Source organism: Janthinobacterium sp. J1-1 (assembly GCF_030944405.1).
GTDB lineage: Bacteria > Pseudomonadota > Gammaproteobacteria > Burkholderiales > Burkholderiaceae_D > Janthinobacterium.
In genome coordinates this window covers 525,918-550,339 of the sequence record NZ_CP132339.1, presented here as the reverse complement: position 1 = coordinate 550,339, position 24,422 = coordinate 525,918, and the positions used below count along the sequence as shown (strand labels likewise).

Annotated in this window: 24 protein-coding genes; 8 read left to right on the top strand and 16 right to left on the bottom strand. The window is 63.4% G+C overall.

Annotation, left to right across the window (positions count from 1 at the left end; genetic code table 11):
- Window positions 1–1,458 (top strand): ATP-binding protein, encoded by a 1,458-nt coding sequence (locus Q8L25_RS02435; protein WP_308923403.1) that lies wholly within the window; start codon window positions 1–3, stop codon window positions 1,456–1,458.
- Window positions 1,459–1,471: 13 nt separating this feature from the next.
- On the opposite strand, the gene Q8L25_RS02430 is transcribed toward Q8L25_RS02435, so the two are convergent.
- Window positions 1,472–2,485, bottom strand: a complete 1,014-nt coding sequence (locus Q8L25_RS02430; RefSeq protein ID WP_308923402.1) for a substrate-binding domain-containing protein — start codon at window positions 2,483–2,485, stop codon at window positions 1,472–1,474.
- 379 nt (window positions 2,486–2,864) lie between these two features.
- Between Q8L25_RS02430 and Q8L25_RS02425 the strand changes: the two genes are divergently transcribed.
- Entirely contained in the window at window positions 2,865–3,200 is a 336-nt protein-coding gene (locus Q8L25_RS02425; RefSeq protein ID WP_308923401.1) for a hypothetical protein, read from the top strand.
- A gap of 12 nt (window positions 3,201–3,212) precedes the next feature.
- Here Q8L25_RS02425 and Q8L25_RS02420 read toward each other — a convergent pair whose 3' ends face one another.
- Window positions 3,213–4,268 (bottom strand): MBL fold metallo-hydrolase, encoded by a 1,056-nt coding sequence (locus tag Q8L25_RS02420; RefSeq protein ID WP_308923400.1) that lies wholly within the window; start codon window positions 4,266–4,268, stop codon window positions 3,213–3,215.
- 149 nt (window positions 4,269–4,417) lie between these two features.
- Between Q8L25_RS02420 and Q8L25_RS02415 the strand changes: the two genes are divergently transcribed.
- The gene (locus tag Q8L25_RS02415; RefSeq protein WP_308923399.1) at window positions 4,418–5,032 is read left to right on the top strand and encodes a TetR/AcrR family transcriptional regulator; all 615 of its coding nucleotides are present in this window, start codon (window positions 4,418–4,420) and stop codon (window positions 5,030–5,032) included.
- Window positions 5,033–5,042: 10 nt separating this feature from the next.
- A complete protein-coding gene (locus Q8L25_RS02410) occupies window positions 5,043–5,351 on the top strand; it encodes a hypothetical protein (protein ID WP_308923398.1) in 309 nt (102 codons plus the stop codon).
- On the opposite strand, the gene Q8L25_RS02405 is transcribed toward Q8L25_RS02410, so the two are convergent.
- The 12 genes from Q8L25_RS02405 to Q8L25_RS02350 form a co-directional block, all read right to left on the bottom strand.
- The gene (locus Q8L25_RS02405) at window positions 5,332–5,625 is read right to left on the bottom strand and encodes a 2Fe-2S iron-sulfur cluster-binding protein (protein ID WP_308923397.1); all 294 of its coding nucleotides are present in this window, start codon (window positions 5,623–5,625) and stop codon (window positions 5,332–5,334) included. The two genes, Q8L25_RS02410 and Q8L25_RS02405, sit on opposite strands and share 20 nt — an antisense overlap.
- 18 nt (window positions 5,626–5,643) lie before the next feature.
- Complete coding sequence (locus Q8L25_RS02400) at window positions 5,644–6,792, bottom strand: Gfo/Idh/MocA family oxidoreductase (protein ID WP_308923396.1); 1,149 nt, start codon at window positions 6,790–6,792, stop codon at window positions 5,644–5,646.
- A 1-nt stretch (window position 6,793) separates the two neighbouring features.
- Window positions 6,794–7,855: a sugar phosphate isomerase/epimerase gene (locus Q8L25_RS02395; RefSeq protein ID WP_308923395.1), complete on the bottom strand. Its 1,062-nt coding sequence runs from the start codon at window positions 7,853–7,855 to the stop codon at window positions 6,794–6,796.
- Between the two features lie 45 nt (window positions 7,856–7,900).
- Window positions 7,901–8,824, bottom strand: coding sequence for a substrate-binding domain-containing protein (locus Q8L25_RS02390; RefSeq protein ID WP_374694286.1), 924 nt, complete (start codon window positions 8,822–8,824; stop codon window positions 7,901–7,903).
- A gap of 104 nt (window positions 8,825–8,928) precedes the next feature.
- Complete coding sequence (locus tag Q8L25_RS02385; protein WP_308923394.1) at window positions 8,929–9,936, bottom strand: ABC transporter permease; 1,008 nt, start codon at window positions 9,934–9,936, stop codon at window positions 8,929–8,931.
- Window positions 9,917–11,404 (bottom strand): sugar ABC transporter ATP-binding protein, encoded by a 1,488-nt coding sequence (locus Q8L25_RS02380; protein ID WP_308923393.1) that lies wholly within the window; start codon window positions 11,402–11,404, stop codon window positions 9,917–9,919. The genes Q8L25_RS02385 and Q8L25_RS02380 overlap by 20 nt, the downstream gene beginning before the upstream one ends.
- A complete protein-coding gene (locus tag Q8L25_RS02375; RefSeq protein ID WP_308923392.1) occupies window positions 11,404–12,432 on the bottom strand; it encodes a LacI family DNA-binding transcriptional regulator in 1,029 nt (342 codons plus the stop codon). The genes Q8L25_RS02380 and Q8L25_RS02375 overlap by 1 nt, the downstream gene beginning before the upstream one ends.
- Window positions 12,433–12,578: 146 nt before the next feature.
- Complete coding sequence (locus Q8L25_RS02370) at window positions 12,579–13,490, bottom strand: glycerophosphodiester phosphodiesterase (protein ID WP_308923391.1); 912 nt, start codon at window positions 13,488–13,490, stop codon at window positions 12,579–12,581.
- The gene (locus Q8L25_RS02365) at window positions 13,465–15,078 is read right to left on the bottom strand and encodes a hypothetical protein (RefSeq protein ID WP_308923390.1); all 1,614 of its coding nucleotides are present in this window, start codon (window positions 15,076–15,078) and stop codon (window positions 13,465–13,467) included. The genes Q8L25_RS02370 and Q8L25_RS02365 overlap by 26 nt, the downstream gene beginning before the upstream one ends.
- Before the next feature lies 1 nt (window position 15,079).
- Window positions 15,080–15,943, bottom strand: coding sequence for a hypothetical protein (locus Q8L25_RS02360; protein WP_308923389.1), 864 nt, complete (start codon window positions 15,941–15,943; stop codon window positions 15,080–15,082).
- A 31-nt stretch (window positions 15,944–15,974) separates the two neighbouring features.
- The gene (locus Q8L25_RS02355; RefSeq protein WP_308923388.1) at window positions 15,975–17,027 is read right to left on the bottom strand and encodes a hypothetical protein; all 1,053 of its coding nucleotides are present in this window, start codon (window positions 17,025–17,027) and stop codon (window positions 15,975–15,977) included.
- A complete protein-coding gene (locus tag Q8L25_RS02350) occupies window positions 17,024–17,785 on the bottom strand; it encodes a hypothetical protein (RefSeq protein WP_308923387.1) in 762 nt (253 codons plus the stop codon). The genes Q8L25_RS02355 and Q8L25_RS02350 overlap by 4 nt, the downstream gene beginning before the upstream one ends.
- A 181-nt stretch (window positions 17,786–17,966) precedes the next feature.
- On the opposite strand from Q8L25_RS02350, the gene Q8L25_RS02345 reads away from it, so the two are divergent.
- Window positions 17,967–19,343: a caspase family protein gene (locus tag Q8L25_RS02345; RefSeq protein WP_308923386.1), complete on the top strand. Its 1,377-nt coding sequence runs from the start codon at window positions 17,967–17,969 to the stop codon at window positions 19,341–19,343.
- A 1-nt stretch (window position 19,344) separates the two neighbouring features.
- Here Q8L25_RS02345 and Q8L25_RS02340 read toward each other — a convergent pair whose 3' ends face one another.
- A complete protein-coding gene (locus Q8L25_RS02340) occupies window positions 19,345–20,313 on the bottom strand; it encodes an IS1595 family transposase (RefSeq protein ID WP_308923385.1) in 969 nt (322 codons plus the stop codon).
- 177 nt (window positions 20,314–20,490) lie between these two features.
- Here Q8L25_RS02340 and Q8L25_RS02335 point away from each other — a divergent pair, with 177 nt between their 5' ends.
- Genes Q8L25_RS02335 through Q8L25_RS02325 form a run of 3 tightly spaced genes read left to right on the top strand, consistent with a single transcriptional unit; the run spans window position 20,491 to window position 23,421 of the window.
- A complete protein-coding gene (locus Q8L25_RS02335) occupies window positions 20,491–21,318 on the top strand; it encodes a hypothetical protein (RefSeq protein ID WP_308923384.1) in 828 nt (275 codons plus the stop codon).
- 40 nt (window positions 21,319–21,358) lie between these two features.
- Window positions 21,359–22,096: a hypothetical protein gene (locus Q8L25_RS02330; protein WP_308923383.1), complete on the top strand. Its 738-nt coding sequence runs from the start codon at window positions 21,359–21,361 to the stop codon at window positions 22,094–22,096.
- A 47-nt stretch (window positions 22,097–22,143) separates the two neighbouring features.
- Window positions 22,144–23,421: a DUF6445 family protein gene (locus tag Q8L25_RS02325; RefSeq protein WP_308923382.1), complete on the top strand. Its 1,278-nt coding sequence runs from the start codon at window positions 22,144–22,146 to the stop codon at window positions 23,419–23,421.
- On the opposite strand, the gene Q8L25_RS02320 is transcribed toward Q8L25_RS02325, so the two are convergent.
- Window positions 23,418–24,359, bottom strand: coding sequence for a LysR family transcriptional regulator (locus Q8L25_RS02320; protein WP_308923381.1), 942 nt, complete (start codon window positions 24,357–24,359; stop codon window positions 23,418–23,420). The genes Q8L25_RS02325 and Q8L25_RS02320 overlap by 4 nt on opposite strands.
- Window positions 24,360–24,422 lie beyond the last annotated feature (63 nt).

The following is a 24,422-nucleotide window of genomic DNA, read 5'->3' as shown; positions in this document are numbered from 1 at the left end:
ATGGCCAAGCACTGGATCGCTCAGGCAATCGCGCTGCTGCAATCGAGCCGCGATCCGGTGCCGCACGAGATCAACGAGCTGGACTGGAAGCTCAGCTTGTCCGATAACAAGGAACGGCTGACCGAGCATCTGATTGCCTTTGCTAACTATCCGCAGGGAGGCTACCTAATCTACGGCATCAGCGATGCCGGTGCCATGCTGGCCGGCGTCGATCAGGGACAAGTGCAAAATGCCATCTTGCAGCTCACCCATCTGGGCCGCGACGCAGTGGAGCCACCACTGCTACTCGATCATGCGGTCATGACAGTGGGCGCGGTACCCTTGCTGTTCATTTACATACGCGAACAAACGACCAAACCAGCACACCGGCGTGGAAAAAACATCGACGAGACATGGGTGCGTTCGGGCGGAACAACGCGCAAGGCATCCCGCCAGGAAGTCGGCGCGCTGCTGCTCAATAGCCATGCGCCGCGCTGGGAAGAGTTACGCGCGACAACCCTGCTTGATGTCGATCAGGTCATTGCACGCCTGGATCTGCCGAGCATATCGACACTCCTGCAACGCCCGCTGCCAGTGCGCCAGGACGAGCTGATGCGCTGGCTGGAAGCGGAAAACATGGTCGTCTTCGATGCCAGCGGCTACTACATCACCAATTTTGGCGGTATCGCCGCCGCTCATGAGTTGGAGCAATTCGACCATCTCGGCCGCAAACGCCTCCGTATCATCCGCTATGCTGGCCGCAACAAGGTCGATACCATCGACGAGCAGCTTGATAGCAAAGGATATGCGATTGGCTTTGAGAGCGTAATCGCCTATTTGCTGCGCATCTTGCCACACTCCGAAGTCATCCAGCAGTCCTTGCGCGAGCGTGTCGGCCTGTACCCTGAAATCGCCTTGCGTGAACTGACGGCAAACGCCTTGATCCACCAGGATTTCAGTATCACCGGGGCTGGCCCCACGATTGAAATCTACGCTGACCGCATCACTTTTACCAATCCAGGCGAGCTGCTTCCCAGCAAGCGCCTGGACCGTCTGATCGGCACGACGCCCGAGTCACGCAATGAATTGCTGGCCTCCAAATTTCGCCAATATCGTATCTGCGAGGAACGCGGCACGGGGTTTCAGAAAGTGGTTTCGGCCATCGAATTGTTCGGCATGCCGCCAGTCGTCTTCACGCCGCTGGCAAACGGCTTTCAAGTGACCCTGCATGCGCCAAGACGGTTTGCCGACATGTCGCAAGCCGAACGCGTGGAAGCCTGCTATCAGCATGCGGTACTCCAATATTTTTCCAGCCAGACCTTGACCAATACCACCTTGCGGGCACGCTTCAAGGTCAGCGAACGCCAGCGCAATCAAATCACCAATCTGATTGCCGATGCTGTCGCGGCAGGACGCATCAAACGCAAGGACAGTAGCAGTGGCAATAAATTCGCGGAATATGTCCCGTATTGGGCCTGAGATGTAGCCACAGCTACTCTGTGGTGCAACGCCCCACCGTCGCCCCCGGCAACAGCACCGGCTGCCAGATTTCCTGGAGTTTTTCCGGTGGGGTGCCGGCCAGCAAGGCTTGCAGCATTTCGACCATCTTGGCGCCGGCGCGGCGCAAATCGGGTTGGGCGATGGTGGTGACGTCCAGGCCGATCAGGCTGTCTTCCACATTGCCCCAGACGATCACCGAGATTTCCTTGCCGATGGCGATGCCGGCGTCCATCAGCGCGCGCACCGCGCCCACGCCGGACAAATGGTTGTCGACGATGACGGCGGTGGGGCGCGGCGTTGCGGCCAGCAGTTGCTGCATCGCCTGGTAGCCGCTGCGGCGATCGAGGGCCTGCTCCAGCAGGTGGCGCGGGTCGGCCTGCAAGCCCGCTTGCGCCATGCAGCGCAGAAAGCTTTGCTTGCGCTGATAGGCGAAATGCAGGCCCTGCGGTGCGCTCAGCAAGGCGATGCGCTGGTGGCCATGCGCCAGCAGGAAGGAAACGGCCAGGTCGATGCCCGTGTCGTGGTCGTAATCAAAATACGCGTATGGCGCGTCGGTGCAAGTGCGGCCATGGGCGACAAACGGAAAACCGGCCTGCATCAGGCAGGCGATGCGCTCATCCTTCACCTTGGTACGCCCCACCACCAGGCCATCGACCTGATGGCTGCGCACCATGGTTTCATACGACGGCAGTTCGTTTTGCGGCGAGACGGGCGAGATGATCAAGCTCATTTTCGACGCTTCCACCGCGTCGGACATGCCGTTGACCACCGACAGGAAAACGCTGTCGCCCAGGTCGTTGGGCTGCAAGGGGAAAATCATGCCCAGCACATTGCTGCGGCCGACGGCAAGGCTGCGCGCCAGCGGATTGGGCCGGTAGCCGACTTTCTTGGCGGCGGCCAGGACAATTTCACGGGTACGGGAATTGACTTCCGGATAGCCATTCAATGCCCTGCTGACTGTCGTTTTGGACATGCCCAGGGCGATGGCGAGGCTCTTGAGATTCATGTTGACTACCTGTCTGCAGGGCCATCAAGCTGTGGTAACCACCGATTATAGCCGAGAGAACCTTGCAAACCGCTGACAGATGCCAGCAAGAATGGTGTAAAAACAACATTACCACTGATATGGAAAAGACATCCTGGCAAGAGACTGGGCATACCATCAAGCTGGCCTGCCTGGATCACTATCGCCATGCCAGTCAATCGCGACATCGATAGCACGCACTTACTTCAGGCATTTCTCGGGCATTTTGCTCTCTGCGTTAAGCAGCGCACGCCTGGATTATCAAGAAAGCACAGATTCCTGGCGATGTGCGAAAATTTATCCTACTCTTGATTCAGGTTAAGCCGTTCCCACTGATCCGCGCATACCCAAGGTGACTATTGTGGCCTCCCTCTCTTCCATCAATTCCCTGCAGGCCAGCCTGGCAACGGCGCAACGGCGGGTCGAACAAGGCCAGAACCAGGTGCAGCGCGACAGCGAGCAACTGGCAGACAGCCGCCGCCAGCTGATCAAGGAAAAAGAGCAGCTCAGCGATACCCAGCGCAGCAGCCAGCAGGCGCAGGCCAGCAGCGCCGAGCCGATCAAGGTGCCGCAGCTGGACCAGGCGATCAAGGTGGCGGTGCCGCAGCAACTCGGTCCCAATAGCGCCCAGCCATTGCAGCCTCAGCTGAACAGTTTCGGACAGTCGATCGGCCGCCTGATCAATGTAACGGCATGAGGTGGTTGCGGATCAATCGGCCATTTCCTGTTCCACCACCGTCAGCCACCATTTCTCGCCGCGCTGCGGCTGGCGCAAGTTGACGGCTTCGCCCATCCGCGGCGTGGCCAGGTCGACGCCGCGCTTGGCGGCCAGCGCCGCGATGCGGTCGAACGGCTCATGCCAGGCATGCAGTCCCAGGTCAAAGGTGCCGTTATGCACCGGCATCAGCCACTTGCCTTTCAGATCCAGGTGCGCCTGCAAAGTCTGTTCGGGCTGCATGTGCACATCCGGCCACAGCTTGTCATAGGCGCCCGTTTCGATCATCGTCACGTCGAAGGGTCCATATTTTTCGCCGATCTGCTTGAAGCCATCGAAATAGCCGGAGTCGCCACTGAAAAACACGCGCAGTTGCGGCGCCTCGATCACCCACGAAGCCCACAGGGTCTTGTTGCCGTCAAATAAGCCGCGTCCCGAGAAATGCTGCGACGGCGTCGCCACCAGGCGCACACCGTCGATGGTCACGCCCTGCCACCAGTCAAACTGCTGCACCTTGGCCTTGGGCACACCCCATTCCACCAGGGTATCGCCCACGCCCAGCGGCGTGAGGAAATGCTCGGTCTTGGCCGCCAGCGCCAGCACGGCCGCATGATCTAGATGGTCGTAATGGTCGTGCGACAGGATGACGGCCTTGATCGGTGGCAATTCATCGATGCTGATCGGCGGCTGGTGGAAGCGCTTCGGCCCGGCCCATTGCACCGGCGAAGCACGTTCGGAAAACACCGGATCGGTCAGGAAGAAATGGCCGTCAAGCTTCAGCAACAAGGTCGAATGACCGAGGCGAAACAGGGTATCGTCGGGCGCCGCCAGCAACTGGGCCCGGGTCAGGGCCAGGACCGGCACCGCCTTGGTCGGCACCGTGCTGGCCGGTTTGCCGACGGCAAAGGCCCACATCAGCTTCATGGTATCGAGTCCACCCAATTTTTGCATGGTGACCGGATTGCGGAACTTGCCGTCTACACGTTGCAAGACGGTCGGTGCGGCAGGCTCGGCAGGCGCGGCGCGCAAAGTGCAAGAACTGATGCTCATCAAGACTCCCAGAAAGATAATGTGATGCAAGGACATATGCGGCCCGTCGTGTCAAATACAAGGAAAATTTACACTACACAGTGTAGTTCCAATTTCAGGCAAAGTAAACCAGGAGGTGTAAAATATTGTTTTCAAAGGAGATTTCAGCCATGGCCTCACCGCAACGCTTGACCGACCGCAAGCGCGTCGACATCGTCGATGCCGCTATCGCCGAGTTTCGCGAGCACGGTTTTGATGCGACCAGCATGGACAAGATTGCCGCCACGGCCGCTGTTTCCAAGCGCACCGTGTACAACCATTTCCCCAGCAAGGACGAACTGTTCTCGGAAATCCTGCAGCGCATGTGGGAAAGCAGCGTGGCCCAGCCAGCCGTGCCCTATATGGCGGACCAGCCGCTGCGGCCGCAGGTACTGGCACTGGTCGAACAGAAAATGGTGTTGCTGTGCGACCCGGCGTTCATCGACCTGGCGCGCGTGGTGTTTGGCGAGACCATCCATTCGCCGGCGCGCGCCCAGGCCATGGTGGCGCGCCTGAATGAAAAGGAAACCGGCCTGAATATCTGGATCCGCGCGGCCCAGCAGGACGGCCGCATCAAGGCGGGCGAGACGCTGGAAGTGGCGCACCTGTTGATGTCGCCCCTGAAAACCTTTGCCTTCTGGCCGCAGATCACCCTGGGCGAGCCACTGCTGGCCCCGGAGCGCCAGCGCGAAGTGGGCGCGCTCGCCGTCGACATGTTTCTCTGTTATTACAGCGTCAGCAAATAAGGGACCTGCCATGAGCATTACACCAGAACAGCTCGCCGTGTTGATGCAGGAAGTGGAAGTGGCCGACCCGATCGACTTCGCCGACCTGCCGTTCAACGAGCAGGAGTTGCGCGGCCTGATCGCCAACCATCTGTGCGAGATGGCCGACGCCATGGAAAGCTTTACGCCGGAAGACCGCAACCTGGCCCTGCTGGCCGTGGCGGCCAAGCTGGTGCTGGAAAACCTGGTGCTGCACGTTCAGTTGCTGCGCCGCCACGGCTTGCCGGTGGGCGATAGCGTGGAAGCGCTGCTGCAGCGGCTCAAGGGTGGTCAGGCCTGAGGCGCACCGCCCGCGCCTGCAGGGTGACATCGCTTTCCGCCACCGCCACGCAAGGCAAAATATAGCCGTCCAGGCGCTCGTCAGGGCTGACGCCGGGCCAGTCCACCGTGTAGCGCACCTTGCCTTGCGGCATATGGCACAGGCAGGTGCGGCACGTACCATTGCGGCAGGAACTGAGCAGGCGGATGCCGGCCAGTTCGGCGGCGGCCAGCAGGGTGGTGTCCAGGCTGGCGGGAAACTGCCAGCCCTGCGGGAGGATGGTAACGGTAGGCATGCGCCCAGTGTAGCAGTCTCAACCTTCCAAGGAGGTCCACTGCGCGCCCGCCGCATGGCTGCGCAGCACGGCTTCGGCAAACACCAGGCCCGCCACGCCATCGATCACCGTCGGCAGTGACCGCGCCGCCGCGGGAATCGCCTCGCCCGCTTGCAGCGCGCGGATGGTGAGCGCGGCATCCAGATACAGCTGGGCAAACGCTTCCAGGTAGCCTTCCGGATGGCCGGCCGGCACGCGCGTGGCGTGCTGCGCGGCGGCGCTATTGACCCGGCCCGGACGCAGCAGCTGGCGGTTGCCGCCCTGCGGCGTGAACCACAGTGCGTTCGGCTGTTCCTGGTCGAAGTCGAGCTGGGCCTTGCTGCCGAACAGGCGCAGGCGCACCGTGTTTTCGCACCCGGTCGCCACCTGGCTGGCCCACAAGGTGCCCCTGGCGCCGTTCGCATAGCGCAGCATCACCTGCACATGGTCGTCCAGGGTGCGGTCTGGAACAAAAGTCGACAGTTCGGCCAGCAGTTGCTGCGGCGTCTGTCCGCTGACGAACTGTGCCATGTGATAGGCATGCACGCCGACGTCGAGCAAGGTGCCGCCCGGGCCCGCTTTTGACGGGTCGTTATGCCAGTTGCCCTCCCCCATGCCGCCGGCAACAATCGCCTCGGCCAGCCAGTCCTGCGAATACTCGACCTGCACCAGGCGCAGTTCGCCAATCTCGCCCGCCTCGACCATGGCTTTCGCATGGCGCAGCAGCGGATAGCCGCTGTAGGTGTGGGTCAGGGCAAACAGCAGGTTTTTTTCTTGCGCCAGCGCCGCCAGGGCCTTGCCTTCCGCCAGCGAAATGGCCAGCGGCTTGTCGCAGATCACGTGAATGCCCGCTTCCAGGAACGCCGTGGCGACCGGCGCGTGCAGGTAATTCGGCGTGACGATGGCCACCGCCTCGATGCCGTCGGCACGCGCGGCCTCGGCCTGCGCCATGGCGCGGTAATCGCTGTAGCTGCGCTCGGGCGCGATATGCAGCGCCTGGCCACTCTCTCGCGCACGTACCGGATCGGACGACAGGGCGCCCGCCACCAGCTCATATTGATCGTCGATGCGCGCCGCAATCCGGTGCACGGCGCCGATAAACGCGCCCTGCCCGCCCCCTACCATGCCCAGCCGTATTCTGCGCTGCATCTCAGTCTCCCTGTTTCAAGCCCAGCAAGTTGTTGATCTGATGCTGGTCGACCGCGCTGCCGGCGAAATCATCGAAGGCGTGTTCCGCCACACGGATAATATGGTCGCGGATAAAGCGCGCGCCTTCGGCCGCACCGTCTTCCGGATGCTTCAGGCAGCACTCCCATTCCAGCACCGCCCAGCCGGGAAAACCGTACTGCGCCATCTTTGAAAAGATGGCCTTGAAATCGATCTGGCCGTCGCCCAGCGAGCGGAAGCGCCCGGCCCGGTCCTGCCAGTCGCCGTAGCCGCCATATACGCCTTGCCGGCCGTTCGGACGGAACTCGGCATCTTTTACATGGAAGGCCTTGATGCGCTCGTGATAGATGTCGATAAAGGCCAGGTAGTCGAGCTGCTGCAGCACGAAGTGACTGGGGTCGTACAAAATCGAGGCGCGCGGATGCTGCTTGACGGCAGCGAGAAAGCGCTCGAACGTCACGCCGTCATGCAGGTCTTCGCCCGGATGCAGCTCATAACAAACGTCGACGCCGGCCGCGTCAAACGCATCGAGGATCGGCAGCCAGCGCTTGGCCAGCTCGGCAAACGCCGTTTCCACCAGGCCGCCCGGGCGCTGTGGCCACGGATACAGATACGGCCAGGCCAGCGCGCCGGAAAACGTCACATGCGCTTTCAAACCCAGGCGCTGCGAAGCGGTCGCGGCCCACAGCAACTGCTGCGTGGCCCAGGCCGTGCGCGCGGCCGGATCACCTTTCACATGCTCGGGCGCAAAGCCGTCGAACAGCGCATCGTAGGCGGGGTGCACCGCGATCAGCTGGCCCTGCAGATGGGTCGACAATTCCGTCACCTGCAAGCCGTACCTGGCCAGCAGCGCGATCACATCGTCGCAATACTGCTGGCTGGCGGCCGCCTGCTCCAGGTCGAACAGACGCGGCGCGGTCGGCAACTGCAAGCCCTTGTAGCCAAGGCCGGCCGCCCACTGCGCCAGGTGCTCGAGCGTATCGAACGGCGGCTCGTCGCCGAGAAACTGGGCCAGGAAAATGGCCGGGCCCTGGATGGTTTTCATGCTGCTCCTTTCCACCCCGGAGGCTCGCTCCGGGGAAATATCAGATTAAAACGGCGACTTTGGAAAGTAAAACTCTTTGGCATTCTCGCGCGTGATCAGCACCGATGGGATGATCGTGTTGGCCGGCAGTTTTTCGCCTTTCAACCGCGCTTCCGTGGTCAGCTTGATGGCGTCGTACATGAACTTCGGCGAGTACGACACGTTGGCGACGATCTGCGGGTCGGAGCCGTCCATGATCTTCTTCACCGCGCCCTTGGCGCCGGCGCCGCCGAATACCTGCTTGATATCGGTGCGCTTGGCTTGCGCGATGGCTTTCTGCACGCCGATCGCCATGTCGTCATCGGCCGCCCAGACGGCGTCGATCTGCTTGAAGCGGGTCAGATAATCCTGCATGACCTTGAAGGCATCGTCGCGGTTCCAGTTGCCATATTTGGCATCGAGAATCTTGATCTCCGGGTGGCCCTTCATGACCGCGTTGAAGGCGTCGAAGCGCTCGTTGTCGAGCGTGGTCGGCATGCCGCGCAGCACCACGATATTGCCCTTGCCGTTCAGGCTTTTCGCCAGGTATTCGGCCGGCAACTTGCCGAAAGCCGTGTTGTCGCCGGCGATATACGCGTCCTGCGATTCCTTGTTGGTCAGGCCACGGTCGACCACGGTCACGTAGACGCCCTTGTTTTTCACCTGCGCCACCGGCTGCGTGAGCGAGGCCGATTCGATCGGGAAAATCACCAGGGTGTTGATCTTGTTGACCGTCAACATGTCCTGCAACTGGTTCGCCTGCTCGGGCGCGGTGGCGGCCGTCTTGACGATGACCTTCACGCCAGGATGGGCTTTTTCCAGCTCGGCCTTGGCCTGGTTGGCCCACCACACGATGCCCGACGTAAAGCTGTGGGTGGCGGTCGGAATCGCCACGCCCACCACCAGTTTTTCGGCGGCCTGCGCCGCCATCGGCACGGCCCATGCCTGCATCACCAGTACCGCCATCCCTGCTACACGAATAAAGCTTTTCATGCTGCTCTCCTCCAAGGTTATGGACGGCCTGCGGGCCGCCCTTTCAGAACGCCGCTGTGTTTTTATTTGCGGCCTCGCTGCAGGAAGGCGACGGCGATAATCACCACACCTTGCACTGCGGCATTCAGGTAGACACTGATAATGCTGGTCAAATTCAGGATATTGCTGATCACGGACAGCAGGATGGCGCCGATCACGGTGCCGACGATGCGGCCCTCGCCGCCCTTCAGGGCCGTGCCGCCCACCACGACGGCGGCGATCGCTTCGAGTTCCCACAACAGGCCCGTGGTCGGCGTGGCCGAACCCAGGCGCGGCACATACAGCACCGTGGCGATGCCGACGCACACGCCAAGCAGCATATAGGTGGCGATCTTGACGCGGTCGACATTGATGGCCGCATAGCGCGCCACCTGCTCGTTGGAACCGATGGCCTGCACATGGCGGCCAAACGTGGTGCGGTTGAGGATGATGGCGCCGGCCGCCGCCACGAACAGAAAGATCCAGATCGGAATCGGCGCACCCAGCACGCTGGTGTAGTAGACGGGGCTGTACAGGTCGGACAGGGTCGAGTCCAGCGTCAGCGCGCCGCCGTCGGCCAGGTAAGTGAGCACCGCGCGGAAGATGCCGAGCGTGCCCAGGGTCACGATAAACGGCTCGATATTGCCCTTGCTGATCAACAAGCCATGCATCAGGCCAAAGCCGGCGCCCAGCACCAGCGCCATGCCGATTCCCAATACCAGCATGGTGATCGGCGCCAGGTCGCCGCCCATGCCCATCGCCAGCTGGTTCATGAAATAGATCATGCAGCCGGCGATCAGGGCCGCCATCGAGCCGACCGACAGATCGATGCCGCCCGAGATAATCACGAAGGTCATGCCGACGGCGATAATGCCGATAAAGGCCGTGCGCGTGAGCACGTTCATCAGGTTGTCGATGGTGGCGAAGTCGCCGTTGAGCAAGGTGCCCGCGATGCACAGGGCGATCAGGCCCAGCACGGGACCAAAGCCCTTGATGCGCGCGCCCAGTTGGGACAAGGAACTGGTGGTGGTGTCAGTGCGTGCCGGTTGCATGAGCAATCAACTCCTCTTCGGTCAGGTGCTCGGCGCCGAGCGTGGTTTGTAAAGTACCGGCACGCATCACCGCGACGCGGTGGCACAGGCCGATCAGTTCGATCAATTCGGACGAGATCACGATCACGGCGCGCCCTTCGGCGGCCAGGCGATGGATCAAAAAGTAGATGTCGCGCTTGGCGCCCACGTCCACGCCACGGCTCGGTTCATCGAGCACGATCACGCGCGGATCGGAATGCAGGTATTTGGCCAGCGCCAGCTTTTGCTGGTTGCCGCCCGACAGCATGCGCGCGCGGCTGCCCTGGTCGCCGGTGCGGATATTGAAATCCTCGACCGCCTTGGCCAATGCCGCCTTTTCCGCTTTCAGGTCCAGCCACGGCTTCGCGTAGCGCTCCATCGTCATCATGGTCAGGTTTTCGCGCAGGCCCAGGTTGACATGCAGGCCCTTGCCCTTGCGGTCTTCGCTCAGATAGGTCATGCCATTGATCATCGCCTCGCGCGGCGTGCGGATATTGACGGGTTTGCCGTTCAGATGAATCGTGCCGGCGCTGCGCGCACGCAAGCCCAGCAGCGCCTCGAAGGACTCGGTGCGGCCCGCGCCCACCAGACCCGCAAAGCCCAGCACTTCGCCGGCGCGCACCTCGAACGACAGGTTGTTCGACCAGCCGGGCACGCACAAGCCATCGACCTTCAGCAGTACCGGCGCGCTTGGTGCCAGCGGCACTTTTGCCGGGAACATGTCCGACAATTCGCGCCCCACCATCAAATTCGCCATCTGCTGGCGCGTCAGGCTGGCCGTCAGCTCACGCGTGACAAAGCGGCCATCGCGCATGACGATCACCTCGTCCGTATTGCGCTCGACTTCATCGAGCTTGTGCGAGATATACAGGATGGTCACGCCGTCCGCTTTCAGCTGCGCCATCACCGCGAACAGGCGCCGGGTTTCCGACGACGTCAGGGTGGCGGTCGGCTCGTCCATGATCAGGAAACGGGCGCGGCGCGACAAGGCCTTGGCGATTTCCACCAGCTGCTTCTCCGCCACGATCAGGTCGCGGATCTTGGTGGCAGGCGACACCTCCAGCCCCACCTGTTTCAGGTAGCGCGACGCCTCTTCGTGCATGGCTTTCTCGTCGAGCAGCCAGCCACGCGTTTTTTCATGGCCCAGGAACATATTCTGCGCCACCGTCAGGTGCTCGGCCAGGTTGAATTCCTGGTGGATCAGCACGATGCCGGCGGCTTCCGCCGCGCGCGAACTGGCAAATCGCTGCGGCTGGCCATCGATCAGCAACTGCCCTTCGCTGACCGCTTCATAGCCGGCCAGGATTTTCATCAGGGTCGACTTGCCGGCGCCGTTTTCGCCAAGCAAGCCATACACCCTCCCCGGCGACAGTTCAAAACTGACGCCATGCAATACCCGCACCGGACCGAAGTCCTTGCAGATCGCTTCAAATCTGACGGCAACGCTCACTATGCACTCCCCCGTAACACCAAATTATGTTGCAGCACCACCCCCGGTACGCGCGCGGAAGGGTCGGCCAGGCGCTGCAGCAACAAGCGCGCGGCCGTCTCGCCCAGTTCGCGCATCGGCTGCGCAATCGTGGTGAGGCCAGGATCGATTTGCGCGGCAATCGCGATATCGTCGAAGCCGATCACGGCCACGTCTTGCGGTACGCGTTTGTTCAGCTGGCGCAGCGCACTCAGCACGCCAATGGCCAGCGTATCGGAGACGGCAAAGATGGCGCTCGGCGCATCTTTCTGCGCCATCAGGTCCAGCGCCGCCTGCGTGCCGGCCTCGTAGTCCAGGCTTTGCACGGTGCGCATCCATTGTGCTTGCACCTGCACGCCGGCGGCGGCCAGCGTATCCAGGTAGCCCTGCCGGCGCTGGCGCGCATACAGATAGCGCTCGTCGGAATTGATCAGGCCGATGCGCGTGTGCCCCTGCGCCAGCAGATGCGCGACCGCATCGGAGGCGGCGCGGTGGTTGTCGATGCCGACATAGGGCACGGCCACGGCGGGATCGAATTCGCAGCAGGCCACCCATGGCAGGCTGATCGATTCATGCGACAGCGCATGCTGCACCGTATCGGGGTCGAGGCAGATGGCGCCGTCGGCGCGATGCATGCGCAGCAAATCGAAATACGAGCGTTCGCGGCCCTCGTCGGCGCCCGTGTCGCACAGCAGCACGAAATAGCCGTGCTCGCGCGCCACCGTATCGATGCCGCGCACGATCTGCGCATAAAACGGGTTGCCGACGTCGGGCACCATGGTCAGCAGCATGCGGCTCTCGGCCGTGCGCAGGCTGCGCGCCAGGTGGTTCATGCGGTAGCCCAGCGCCGCCACGGAAGCGAGCACCTTGTCGCGCGTCGGCGCCCGCACGCTGCTGTGCTCGTTCATCACGCGCGACACGGTCGCCACCGACACGCCGGCATGGGCGGCGACGGCGCTGATCGACACGGTGGTCTCCGGCGCAGGTGGAATCGGAACGATGAGCGGCATGGGCTTCTTCAGTAAATGTAATCGATTACATTTATAAGCCAGCGTGCGTCAGGATGCAAACATTTTCGATGTTGCGGTGCGGGAGAGTCAGCCGGTCGCAGCCTCAGGATACGACCCGGCAGTGTGCTTTTGGCGGCCTGGATCCGTTACTGCAGCATGCCGCAAAACGCATCGCCGCTGCCGTCAAGGATGACGCCGCTGGGCCAGCGATGGCTGCGCTTCTGCGCCCGCAACAGGGACGCCGCCAGCGCCGAATCGCCGTCGACCGCATACACGAACACGGGCATGTTCAGGCCGGCCGCGTCCGCCAGCAGGGTGGGATTGGCGTCCAGGCTGCGCGCGTCGACGTGCACGCCGACCGGCATGCCGATCTGCTGCTGCACCCGCTGCAGCCAGGGCTTGTCGAGTTTCGGTGCGCGGGCATTCCTGGCGATAAAGCGGCTGACGCGGTTGGCGCCGGCCGCCTGCGCATTGCGCGCGTCGAACACGATCAGGCCCAGGTAGCCCTGCGGATCGGCGCGGCGCGCGCAGACCAGGTTGTTCGGCACGCCCGAGGTCAGGAACCAGTTGCCGTGCGCGATGCCGCCGCGCAGTTGGCTCACCAGCCCTTCGATCGGCGCGCACGAGGGCACCACGTCCTTGATTTCCGCATTCAGGGTTTTGCCGGGAAACGGCGTGGCCAGGTCGGCGATGTCCGTCACGAAGGGCGGCGTTTCGGCCGTGATCACGCCGCGGTTTTTCATGCTGGCCGCGCGCCATTGCCCGGCGTTCATCTGCCGCACCGGCAAGGGCTGGCCGGTATCGACCACCCGGCCCGTCAGCACGTCGTGGTGCACCACCCAGCTGCCGTCGCCCAGCAGCTGCAAGTCCGTCTCGACGCCATCCCAGGTGCCGAAATAGGCGTTGCGCAAGGCGCTCAGGGAATTCTCCGGCGCATTGCCGGCGCCACGGTGGGCCTGCAGCTTCATGCCCAGGCATTCGGCCTGTACGCCGCCGGCCAGCATGCCGAGCAGCAGCGCCAGCGCGGCCGCCTTATTTTTTTTCCGGGTGATAACCATATTCCATTCCCTGCAAAATATTGATGCGGATTGCTTCATTGACGGGGTAGCTATAGCCCTGCCCCACGGCCACCACATGCGTGAAATTGGCCAGCAGCCCCTTGCCGGCGATTTTCCAGCGCGTGCTGTCGGCGTCGGCCTGGCGGTTCCAGTCCAGCATCTGGTGGAACAGCTCGCTGCGCGTGACATTATTGTCCGAGAGGGTAAAGATGCCCCAGGTTCCCAGGAACGCCCCGGCCAGCACGCCGGTGGCGATCCAGGCCGAGCGGCGGCTCAGCTGGCCATCCTCGCCGGCCTGTTCGCCGCGGCGCGCGGCCAGCACCAAGAGGCCCACGGTGGCGACCAGGTACAGCAGTTTCGAGAAGTGGCCGATGGCGCCCAGCAGGGAGAAGAACAGGGCGACCGGCGGCACGATGGCGGCGCGCGAAGCTTCCTTGCCTTCTTCAAAGTATTTCCCGCCGCCGTCGAAGTCCTGCCGGCTGGCCAGGTATTCGACCAGCTTTTCGGCCGTCTGGCGGTCGAGGAATTTCTCGAACAGGATGCCGAACTCGGCCGGGCTGGAATAGGCTGCTTGCACGCTGGCGCTGGCCGGCAGCTTCAGGCCATCGCGCAATTCGGCCTGGATGCCGGGACGCGCCACGAAGGCAGGGAAAGACAGGCCAGGCGGAATCCGGTCGCCTTTCACGGTCACGCCCTTGCTGGCCGCTTCGGACGCATAGCGCTGCTTGACGGCCATGCGGAATGTCAGCTGGTCGGCCGGATGCCAGTTCGATGGCACCGGCACTTTTTTGCGCACATTGCTGACCACGGCCGCGCGGCGGCGCGCCGGCACGCTGGTCGGTTGCCAGCCGTGGCGCGACAGGCTCTGGCGATAGTCGTCCCACGACGATTGCTGCTTTGCCTGCAAGCCGGGATCGTCATTTGGAATAATGCCGGAATACAGCTTCCACTTGGCGTTCACTTCCTTGATGGCGTCTTCGTAATTCTTGTAATAGCCGCCGGCGCCACCGGCCAGCCGGCGCACATTGGCGCGTACCAGCTGCTCCTTGGCCGGCCCCATGCGTTCGTCGAGATGGCCGACCGACACCGCCAGCATGGGGAACAGCGCCAGGAAGGCCTTGCCTTCCGGCTTGGAAAACAGCGTGGGATCGTCGACCAGGCCTTTCAGTTGCAGGCTGCCGCCAACCAGCGAGCGCTGCATCAGGGTGGTGCTGAAGGCCATGCGGCGAAATTCGGCATCGCGTGTATTGACCAGCACCGTCACGAAGGTCTTCAGCACCATGAATACCAGCACCGCCGTGAACGTGCACCACAGCATGATTTTCTTCCAGCTGGGGCCGCTGCCGTCCTTGCCGCCATTCTTCAGGCGCCGGCGCCACATCAGTTGCAGCACCACCAGCGCGGCGGCGATGCCGGACAGGCTGCGGCCGTAGAACTCCACGTCTTCCACGTCATGCGGCTTGACGTCGCCACCGACCACGTCGAGCAGGCGGGCATTGAAGCCCAGTTCGAAGCACAGGTAGACGATGGTCAGGACGATCAGGATCAGGGTCTGCCGGATCTGCAGACTGCGCAAGCTCGCCGCCATCTTATTTCCTCAGGTCGATCACGACCGGCTTGATTTCTTCGGTCTGGAAGATCATCGGCGCGGCCGCCGGTGCGGGCGTACTGGCGCGCGGCAGCGGCAGGCTGATGGCGGCCGGCGCGGCGGCCTTGGCCGGCGCTTCCTGGCGGCGCGCCTTGGCCGTGCTGCGGGTGGTGGCTTTCGGCGCGGCCACCGGGGCGGCGGCGGGCGCCGGCGGCGCCGGAATCACGCGCCCGGCAGCATCGCCGATCGGCATGTTGACGATCGCCGGGGCCGTGCCGCGCAAGGCGTCGTCGGCAAACGGCACGGTGCGCGTATCGACGCCGGGCGGCACCGGCACGCTGGTATTGAGCAAGCGGCTGTCGGTATAGATCTGGCGCGACAGGCGGTTGTAGTTCGGGAAGTCGATATTGAGCGACCTGGCGTCTGACGCCAGTTCCACGCGCGGGCGGTCCTTGCAGTTGCCGATGGTCCATTGCAGCACGTCGGTGCCCTGGAAGGCCAGCACCTCGTAGCGGTAGGCGCAGCCGCGTTCCTGGGTTTCGACGATCACCACCGTGCGCTCGCCGACATTTTCCACGCGCGCCACGCGGGCCGTGATGGCATTGGCCAGCGGCACCACGCGAAACGCCTGCGACAGCTTGATCGAGAACTTGCCCTGCGGGTCCTTGCGCAAGGTGCCTTCGGTGCCGTCGCGCAGCTTGAACGTGGAGATCGGCGTGCCGAACAGCTCGGCCGTATCGACGCTCATCAGCACGCCGCCACGGCCATTCGGCTGCATGGCGCAGCCCGTCAGCAGCAGGCCGGCGGCGATGCCGGCGGCCAGTTTGCGCCAGTGCGCGGAGGCAAATTTTTCAGTCGTGTTCATGCTGGATGGCTTTCTGTTGTCTTGTGCAATATTATGGATTGATCACGGCCAGCGGATTGCCCGGACCTGGCGGCGGCAACACTTTCTGGCGGTCGCGCGTGAGCAGGGTAAACGCGCCCAGGGTGTCGGGACCGCTGACGATATCGAGCCGCTCGCGCTGCAGCCAGGTGCGGATTTCCGCCTCGGTGGCGTCGGCCCGGAACAGCACGCGGATGCGCACGCCGGTCTCGACGCCGCTGCCGCCACCGCGATATTCGGCGTTGTCGACGATGGCCGCCTGTCTCGGCAGGAAGATCCAGACCGATTGCGCCACCATCACACTGGCGGCCACGGCGGTCGCCATCTTCAGCCAGCGCGAGGCATTCGCCGCTTTGACAGGCGCTGCCGGCAGCACCGGAATTGCTGCTTCTGCTGCCGCTGTGCGCGTGGCTGGCGTGGCCCGACCAATCTGTAGCTGCTGCAAGCCCTGGCGCAGCAGCTCGCGGTAAGCATGACGATGGTCCTTGCCCGCCATGCCGAGTGGCGTGCCGGTCAGCGCGTAGCCGTCCGGCAGCGCCACCCGCGCCACCACGCCGGGGGCTGCGGCGGCCGCATTGTCCTGGCCATGCAGTTCGATCCAGCGCGCCGCCTGCAGGCGGTCCTGGCTGAATACACCCAGGCAGGCGCCCAGCTCAGCCACCGCCACGGTCACCGGCATGTCGCACAGCACCAGGCCGGCGCGCGGATCGGCGGGCGCGTCGCGCTCTTCGACCACCAGGCCGCAGGCGTCGGCATAGGACGTATCGGGCGTCACCAGCCAGCCGCGCCACTGGCCCAGCGCTGGCTGCCAGGCATCGAGCAGCACCGCGCCAAAGCCCGGGCGGCGCGCCAATAAATGAATCTGGCCGCCGCCGATGGGACGGTTCGCCAGGGGCGCGGCGTCGCTGCGGCGGGCAAAACGTTCCAGCAGGTGGGGCGGCACGGCGATGCCGCGCCAGTCGGGGGGATTGCCATCAGCAACTTCGCCCGCCAGCAACTCGGTGCTGGCGGGGGCCGTTTCCAGACGGGCGGCAACAATGGCCAGCGAGGGCGTCAGCGCGGTCATGCCGGTGGCCTTTCATTCAAATTCGGTTGGGTGGATGCGGGATCCACATGCTGGTTTAACGCAGCCAGGCACAAGATATCCAAAACTATTTGCGCCGCGTCGATGTCCAGCTCGGTCAAGCTGTCGCCGACGCGCAGTTTCAGCAGATTGAAGACCCAGGCACCGAGCAAGGTGGCGCGGTGGGAGGCCTGCACGATCTGGCGGCCCGCGCTGCCGGCGTCGCCCTTCTGCTTGTGGACCAGGCCCAGCTTGCCGCCGTGGTAATGGGCCGAGGCGATCTGTTCGGCCAGTTCCTTGACCGGCATGCCGCCGCAGCCGCAATGGCGCAGCAGCAGGACCAGGTCGTCCGGCAAGGTGGTGATGAAAGTCTCGGCGGCGGCCCGCACCTGTTGCGGCGTCAGCTGGTAGTCGCGCAGCACTTGCGCATAGTCGTCGGGCGCGCGCAAGTCGCAGGCGGTATCGTCCTCGCCGCCGCCCTCGGGCAGCTTGCGCAGCTGGTCGATGATGAAACGCTTGAAATACAGGAACAGCGCGCCGATATGGATCGGCACCGAGCTACTGTCGCTGCCCAGGACTTTTTCGACAAAGAAATGGTGGCGCAGGTCGGCCAGGGTGTCGCCCAGCGACGCCGCTTCGCGCGGACGGCAGGGCGCCAGGGCGGCGATGGTGCGTTGATAAAACTCCGCCAGTTCGTGCTGGGTCAGCTGCTGGCGGCGGCTCCAGAAATCCTGGATACGTTCAAATTGTTCCGATTGCAAAGCCGGTCCGATCGTGTGTGGGGGGCGCGCCGCAGCAGGAACGCCTGCATGCGGCCGGGAAGAAATACGCTTGCAGACAAATAAAACTTGTCAGTCAGGTAAAATGCACAGAGGCAATTTTCTCATACCAATGTGAAAATCGCTAACTTTTTGTTACTCACACAACAACCCCGAGAGAGCGATGCGCCGTCTTTTCCTGCTGTTGCTGACGCTGGTTTTCCTGCAATCCATGGCTGCGCACGCTGCCACGGGCAAGCGTATCGCGCTGGTGATCGGCAATGCCGCCTATCCCCAGCCACTGTTAAATCCCGTGAACGATGCGCGCGCCATGGCCGAGCGTTTGCGCCGGCTCGGCTTCGAAGTGCTGCTGCGCACCGACATCAATAGCGCGCAGCTGCAAAAAGCCTCGGCCGAATTTTCCATCCAGGCACGCGGCGCCGATATCGCCCTGGTGTTCTATGCCGGTCACGGCGCGCAGGCGGGCGAAGCCAATTACGTGCTGCCGATCGGCGCCAACATGAACGCGCTCAGCAGCGCGGCGATTCAATCGCAGGGCGTCGCGGTGGCCAGCCTGGCAGGCGACCTGCAGCGCAGCGGCGCGCGCGGCGCCGTGCTGATCCTCGACGCCTGCCGCGCGGAATACACGCGCGGCGGCCAGCAACTGCCCGTCAATGGCAGCGGCGCCGCCAGCCACGGCTTTGCCGACACCAGCGCGCCGCGCGGCGTGGTGATCGCCTATTCGGCCGGCCCCGGCGCGCTGGCGCGCGACTTCTGGTCACCCGATTCGCGCAACAGCCCCTATACCAGCGCCCTGCTCGACGCACTCGACGCACCGGGCCTGCCGATGGGCGAACTGTTCTCGCAAGTGGCCTCGCGCGTGGCCACCATGACGCACGACGTGCAAAAGCCGCGCGTGTCATTTGGCGAAACCTCGGCGCGCCTGGTGCTGAACATGGGCAGCGGCAAGGTCACGCCCGAGCCATCGCCGGCCGTGCTGGCGGCCAATGGCAACGGCGGCACGCGCGCACCGGCGCCAGACATCCCTGCGGTCACGGCAAGCAAGCCGGCGGTGGCGAATGGCGCCAAGGTCTGGCCCGGCAATGTGCTGCAAGACATCAACTATGAAATCCGCATGCAGATCGCGGCGCGGCCATTTCCGCGCCAACAGCTGGAAAAACGCGCCCGTACCGGCGACCTGGTGGCGCTGACGGCGCTGGGCTACGGCATCGGCGGCGGAGACGCCGGCGTCAAACAGCCGAAGGCCGGCATGCAGTGGCTGGAAAAAGCGGCCGCGAAAGACTTTCCGGTGGCGCAGACCTACCTGGCCGAACTGCTGATGGTGAAAGGCGACCCGGCCTCGCTGAAACGCGCCGGCGTGCTGCTGGACGCCGCCTCGCAAGCCGGCTACAGCCCCGCGCACGCCTATAAATTCGACCTGGCGCGGCGCACCGGCGCGCCACCGCAGGAAGCGGCGCGCCATCTGCAGGACGCTTTCATGGGCCTGATGAAGGATTACCAGGGCGCGGCCAAGGACATCATGCAGCCACCGAAAAAATAGGCTATGTCACCATCAAATGTGGGAACGAGCCCAAGGTGGCTCTGAGCAAGCTTTCCGGCGACAATATTCTCCGGGCGTCGAGTATCCAGCGCCATCCCAGGTAGTTGGGCAAATAGCGCGTCGCCACGCCGTGAAATACACGCAGCCATTCCCGCAGGCGGCTGTGATACGCATTGACATTTTGCACATGGACGGTGCCGCGCACACGGATGCCGGCCCGTAAATTGACGGCCACATGCAGGATGCCCATTTCCCTGGCAAACACGGGATAGGCGGGATGGCCATCGCTCACCAGCAGGATGTCGCGGTCGATCACCGGCGGCAGGCAAGCGTGCAGTTTTGCCTTGGTCAGCTGGCCCCTGCCGGTCACGAAATCGACGGTTTGCCCGGTGCGGTCGCGCGCGACCAGGATACAGACTTGTTCGTTCGAAATGCCGCGCTGGCCGGCAGCACCACCCCGCTGGCGTGCCGGGCGCGTCATGTGCCGTGACCCTTTCTGTGATTCCAGCAGATACATCTCATCGGCTTCGGCAATGCCGTGCAGGCAGCGCGGCCTGTCGGTTTTGGCCAGCGCCAGGAAGCGGTGGCGCCAGCGAAAGCTGGTGTTGCGATGGATGTGCACTTGCTGGGCCGCCTTGCGCACGGAAAACGAATTCAGCAAGCAATCCGCATAGGCCAGCCATTGCGTTTTATGGTGCAGATGCGCCAGCGGCGTGCCGGTCAGTGCATTGAAGGTTTTGCCGCAGGGTACACATCGATAACGCTGCAGTCCATGTGCCTGGCCGTGCCGGTGGAAATGCGTCGCACGGCAGGCAGGGCAATGCAAGTCCGCTTGCGCTGTTTGCTCGATCAAGATGATGGCCGCATTTTGTGACGCTGCGTTGTGCAGGAGCGCCATGCCCGCCAGGCGCTGGCGGTGCGACAGTTGCGTGCATTGCCGGATAAATGCCTGCCACTGGTCTGGGCGCATGGTGAACTCCTGAAGGGAAAGATCTGAGCAGTTAGACCTCGGCAATTCCAGAGCGTTCCCACATGTTTCGATGACAGCGCCAAAAAATAAGTTCAAAATACTTTTGTATTTCCCGGGACCGCCCTCGTTGAGGGAGGGTACATGCAATCAAGCATGCCAATTCCCAGGGAGTACAGAATGCACACAGCACCGCACACCACGGCAACATCCACCCCGGCCGCACGGGGCCGCATCCTCGCCTACCAGCCGGGCGGCCAAGGTTCCGTCAGCGTCGCCGGCGTGCAATATCCGTTCGACGTCGCCAGCCACTGGCGCTCCGACACGGCGCCCGCCATCAATGCCGCGGTCGACGTGCGTTTCACTGAGGCTGGCGCGGTCGACAGCCTGACACTCGTCAGCACGCAGCAGATCACCCAGGAAGACATGGCCGCCGCCGCCAAGCTGGCGCGCGAAAAAGGCCAGCAGGTGTGGGGCAATGCCGTCGCCACCCTGGGCGTCAAGGCGCTGGGCGCGGTCGGTGTGCTGGTGGCCGGCGCCTTTGTCTTCAACACCATCAATATCCGGCTGTTCGCCGCCGTCTCGCGCTCCTACTGGCAGCTGCTGGGCCTGTCCGCCGACAGCCTGGAAGGCTTTGCCCGCGGCGGTGGCGGTGGTTTTACCTCGGCCCAATTCTTTTTCCTGCTGGCGATCGCCGCCTGCTTTGCCACCATGGCCAGCAGCCACCCGAAAGCGGCGCTGGGCAAGTGCGCGCCGCTGCTGTTTATCGTCGTCCACACCGGCATGCTGTACATCAAGATCAAGGGCGCCATCAGCGAGGCGGGCGACGCCATGAGCGGCATTGCCGGTGCACGCGCCGCCAGCATGGCGCAGCAGATGGCCAGCGAAATGCTGGGCCAGGTGTGGCAGGGGATGTCGTTCGGCATCGGCTTTTACCTGGTGCTGGCATCGAGCATCGTGCTGGCGGCCTATGGCTACGGCGAGTTCAAACGCAAAAGCATCGTCTGACCCACTCTTCTCTTACTCCACTTTTACAAGGAACCACATCATGAAACGCACCCTGCCCGCCCTGTTCGCCATCGCCCTGATCCTGTCCGCCTGCGGCAAGAAAGAAACCGATACCGCCACGCCCGATGCCTCGGCTCCGGTCGCCACCAGCACCGCCGACCTGGCCGCCAAGGCACAAGTAAAAGCGGCGGCCGCCAGCCTGCCGCAAGCCGACCCGGCCACACCAAGCGCCAGCTATGTCGACATCACCAGCGGCAACCAGCTGATGTACAGCTATATCGCCCTGTCCGGCGTGCCGCCCGACTACGCCGCCGTGGCGCAGCGCATCTCGCGTGAATACACGAGCACCGACGACGCCTTCCGCAAGCAGGAAGTGCTCGACGCCATCAAGCCGCAGATCGACGCCAAGGTCAACGAAGCGAAGACCCGCCGCTACCTGCGCTACCAGATCAACGGCCAGGGCGCGCTGTCGCCCTACGCGATGGACAAGGGCGCCTTCCCCGCCAAGTTCGCCGAGGCCGGCACCTACTACTACATGTACGACAATGGCGACTACAAGCTGGGCTTCAGCAATGGCGACGGCTACAGCATGCTCAAAGTCGACCAGGAAGCGGCGCGCAAGATCGAAGCGGCGCGCAGCAGCTACAAGAATTTCGCCATCGTCGTGTATGCCTACGCCCAGGAAGCGGACATGTCGGCGCGCCAGGTCAAGGCACAGATCGTCAAGGTGGCGATCAAGCTGAACGGCGAAGAAATTCCCGTCAGCCCCGCCATGTAAAAGCACGCTCGGTTACACTGTTCGCCACACTCAAGGAGACGCGGGAAATGGGCGAACAAACGGGCAAACACACACTGGCCGAACAGCAACTGAGCAAGGGCCGCCAACTGCACCAGCAAGGCAAGCTGATCGAGGCGATCAATGCCTACCAGGCGGCGTATAAAGCACAGCCGGCGCTGGCCGAAGCCCAGCATTTCCAGGGCCTGGCGATGCTGGAACTGGGCCAGCCGGCGATGGGGCTGGGCTTGCTGAAGCTGTCGCTCAAGCAGCAGCCCGATAACGCCCTGTTCCACCATAACCTGGGCAATGTGATGCGCGGCAATGACAACGACGCGGCGCTCGCCAGCTACGCCCAGGCCGCCCGGCTGGCGCCGCAGGAACACGACTATGCGATTGTCCACGCGGAGCTGCTGCTGGCCAAACAGCGCGTGCCGGAAACGATAGCGGAACTGGAACGGGCGCGCGCCCTGCGCCCGGAACGCTGGCAAACCCTGCAGGGCTTGGCCGAGCTGTACTACCGCACGGGGCAGCGCGCACTGGCTTTGGTGCGCTACGAACAGGCGCTGGCGCTGCACCCGGCGCTGGCGCAGGTGTGCAAGGTCGGCTTTGCCAGCCCGAATCCGGAGCAGCCCGAGCGCCTGACCGAACTGGAGGTGGCCGACGATTTGCGCGACTTTGTGCGTGAAACCGACCTGCATATCATCGACGACTTCCTGCCCGACCCCGCCGCCTGGCGCGCCCAGGCGTTGGCCCTGCCGTTCGAACAGCAGCGCTATGCGGGGCAGAATTATCCGGGCAGCCAGACCGACGGCCAGCCCTGCCAGGCCATCATGGAGCGCATCGCCACCGCGCTGGGGCGCGAGATCCGCTTCATTTCACCGGACAACGGCTCGTACCGCCTCAGCTATGCCGACGCGATGGCGCGCACCGACATCCATGTCGACAACGAAACGGGCAGCAATTTCAATTTTTATGCGGGCGTGCTGTATCTGAATCCGCCCGAGCAGTGCCAGGGCGGCACCACGTTCTGGCGCCACCAGCCCAGCGGCTGGTACCGCAGATTGCCCGAAGCCCAGGTGAAGGCAGGCGGCTACGCCAGCTTCAAGGATTTCCAGAAACGCTGGCTGCCGAACAGCACCGTGCAAAAATTCAATGACTTGCAGGAACGGCGCGACAGCTGGCAGGCCCTGCTGGAAGTACCGATGCGCCACAACCGGCTGATCATGTACAAGGGCCATTATTTCCATTCGCTCAGCAATGTGTTTGGCGACACGCCCGAGAATGGCCGGCTGGTGCAGCTGTTTTTCTTCGAAGTGCCCGACTAATACATGTCCTTGGCCGCCGCCAGCACCGCATTGAGCAGCATGTCGGCCCCCGGCGACAGCAGATGGTCGCGCTGGCGGATGATGCCGAAGGCGTCCATCTTGCACGGCAGGTCGATCGGCAGAATGCTCAGCACGTTCAGCGACTGGTAGTAGTGCGCCACCTCGGTCGGCATCACGTGCAGCGAATCGGTTTGCTGCAGCAGCGAGGTAATCAGGAGCAAGGCGGTGGTGTCGACCGTGTTGACGGGCGGCTCCAGGCCGGCGCGGCGGAACATCATGTCGCAGCGGTGGCGCAGGATGCTGCCTTGCGGCGGCAGGATCCACGGATGGGTCGAGATATCCTTCAACTGCAAATTCTTGCGCGCCATCAGCGGATGGCCGTTGCGCGCCACCACGCTGGCCGGCTCTTCCGTCAATTCCTCGTACACAAGGCCGGAGCTGCCCTCCTTTTCCAGGATGCGCCCGATCATGAAATCGAGCTTGCCATGCTGCAGCATGTCCATCAGGGTATTGCTGTGCTCCACATGCACGCCGATGCGCATCAAGGGCGCCTGCTGCTTGATGCGGGCGATCGCGCGCGGCAGCAGGGCCATGGCCGGCGTCATGATGATGCCCACTTCGACCTGGCCTGTCAGGCCCGACTTCAGGGCGACGATATCGTCATGCGCCAGCGACAGGCTGGTCAGCGCCATGCGCGCGTGGCGTATCATGGTCTCGCCGAAGATGGTCGGCTCCATGCCGCGCGGCAAGCGGTCGAACAGACGCACGTCGAGCATCTCTTCCAGGTCCTTGATTTGCTTGGACGCGGCCGGTTGGGTCATGTGCAATTCTTCGGCCGCGCGATGGATATTGCGCTGCTCGTCAAGGGCGATCAGGAGCAGCAATTGCCGCGTCTTCAGGCGGGCTCGCAAGAACCAGTTGGGGTTGAGAGTATCCATGAATAAATCATATCATGATCGATATCGGAAATTATTCGATATCGATATCGATATTATAGATAT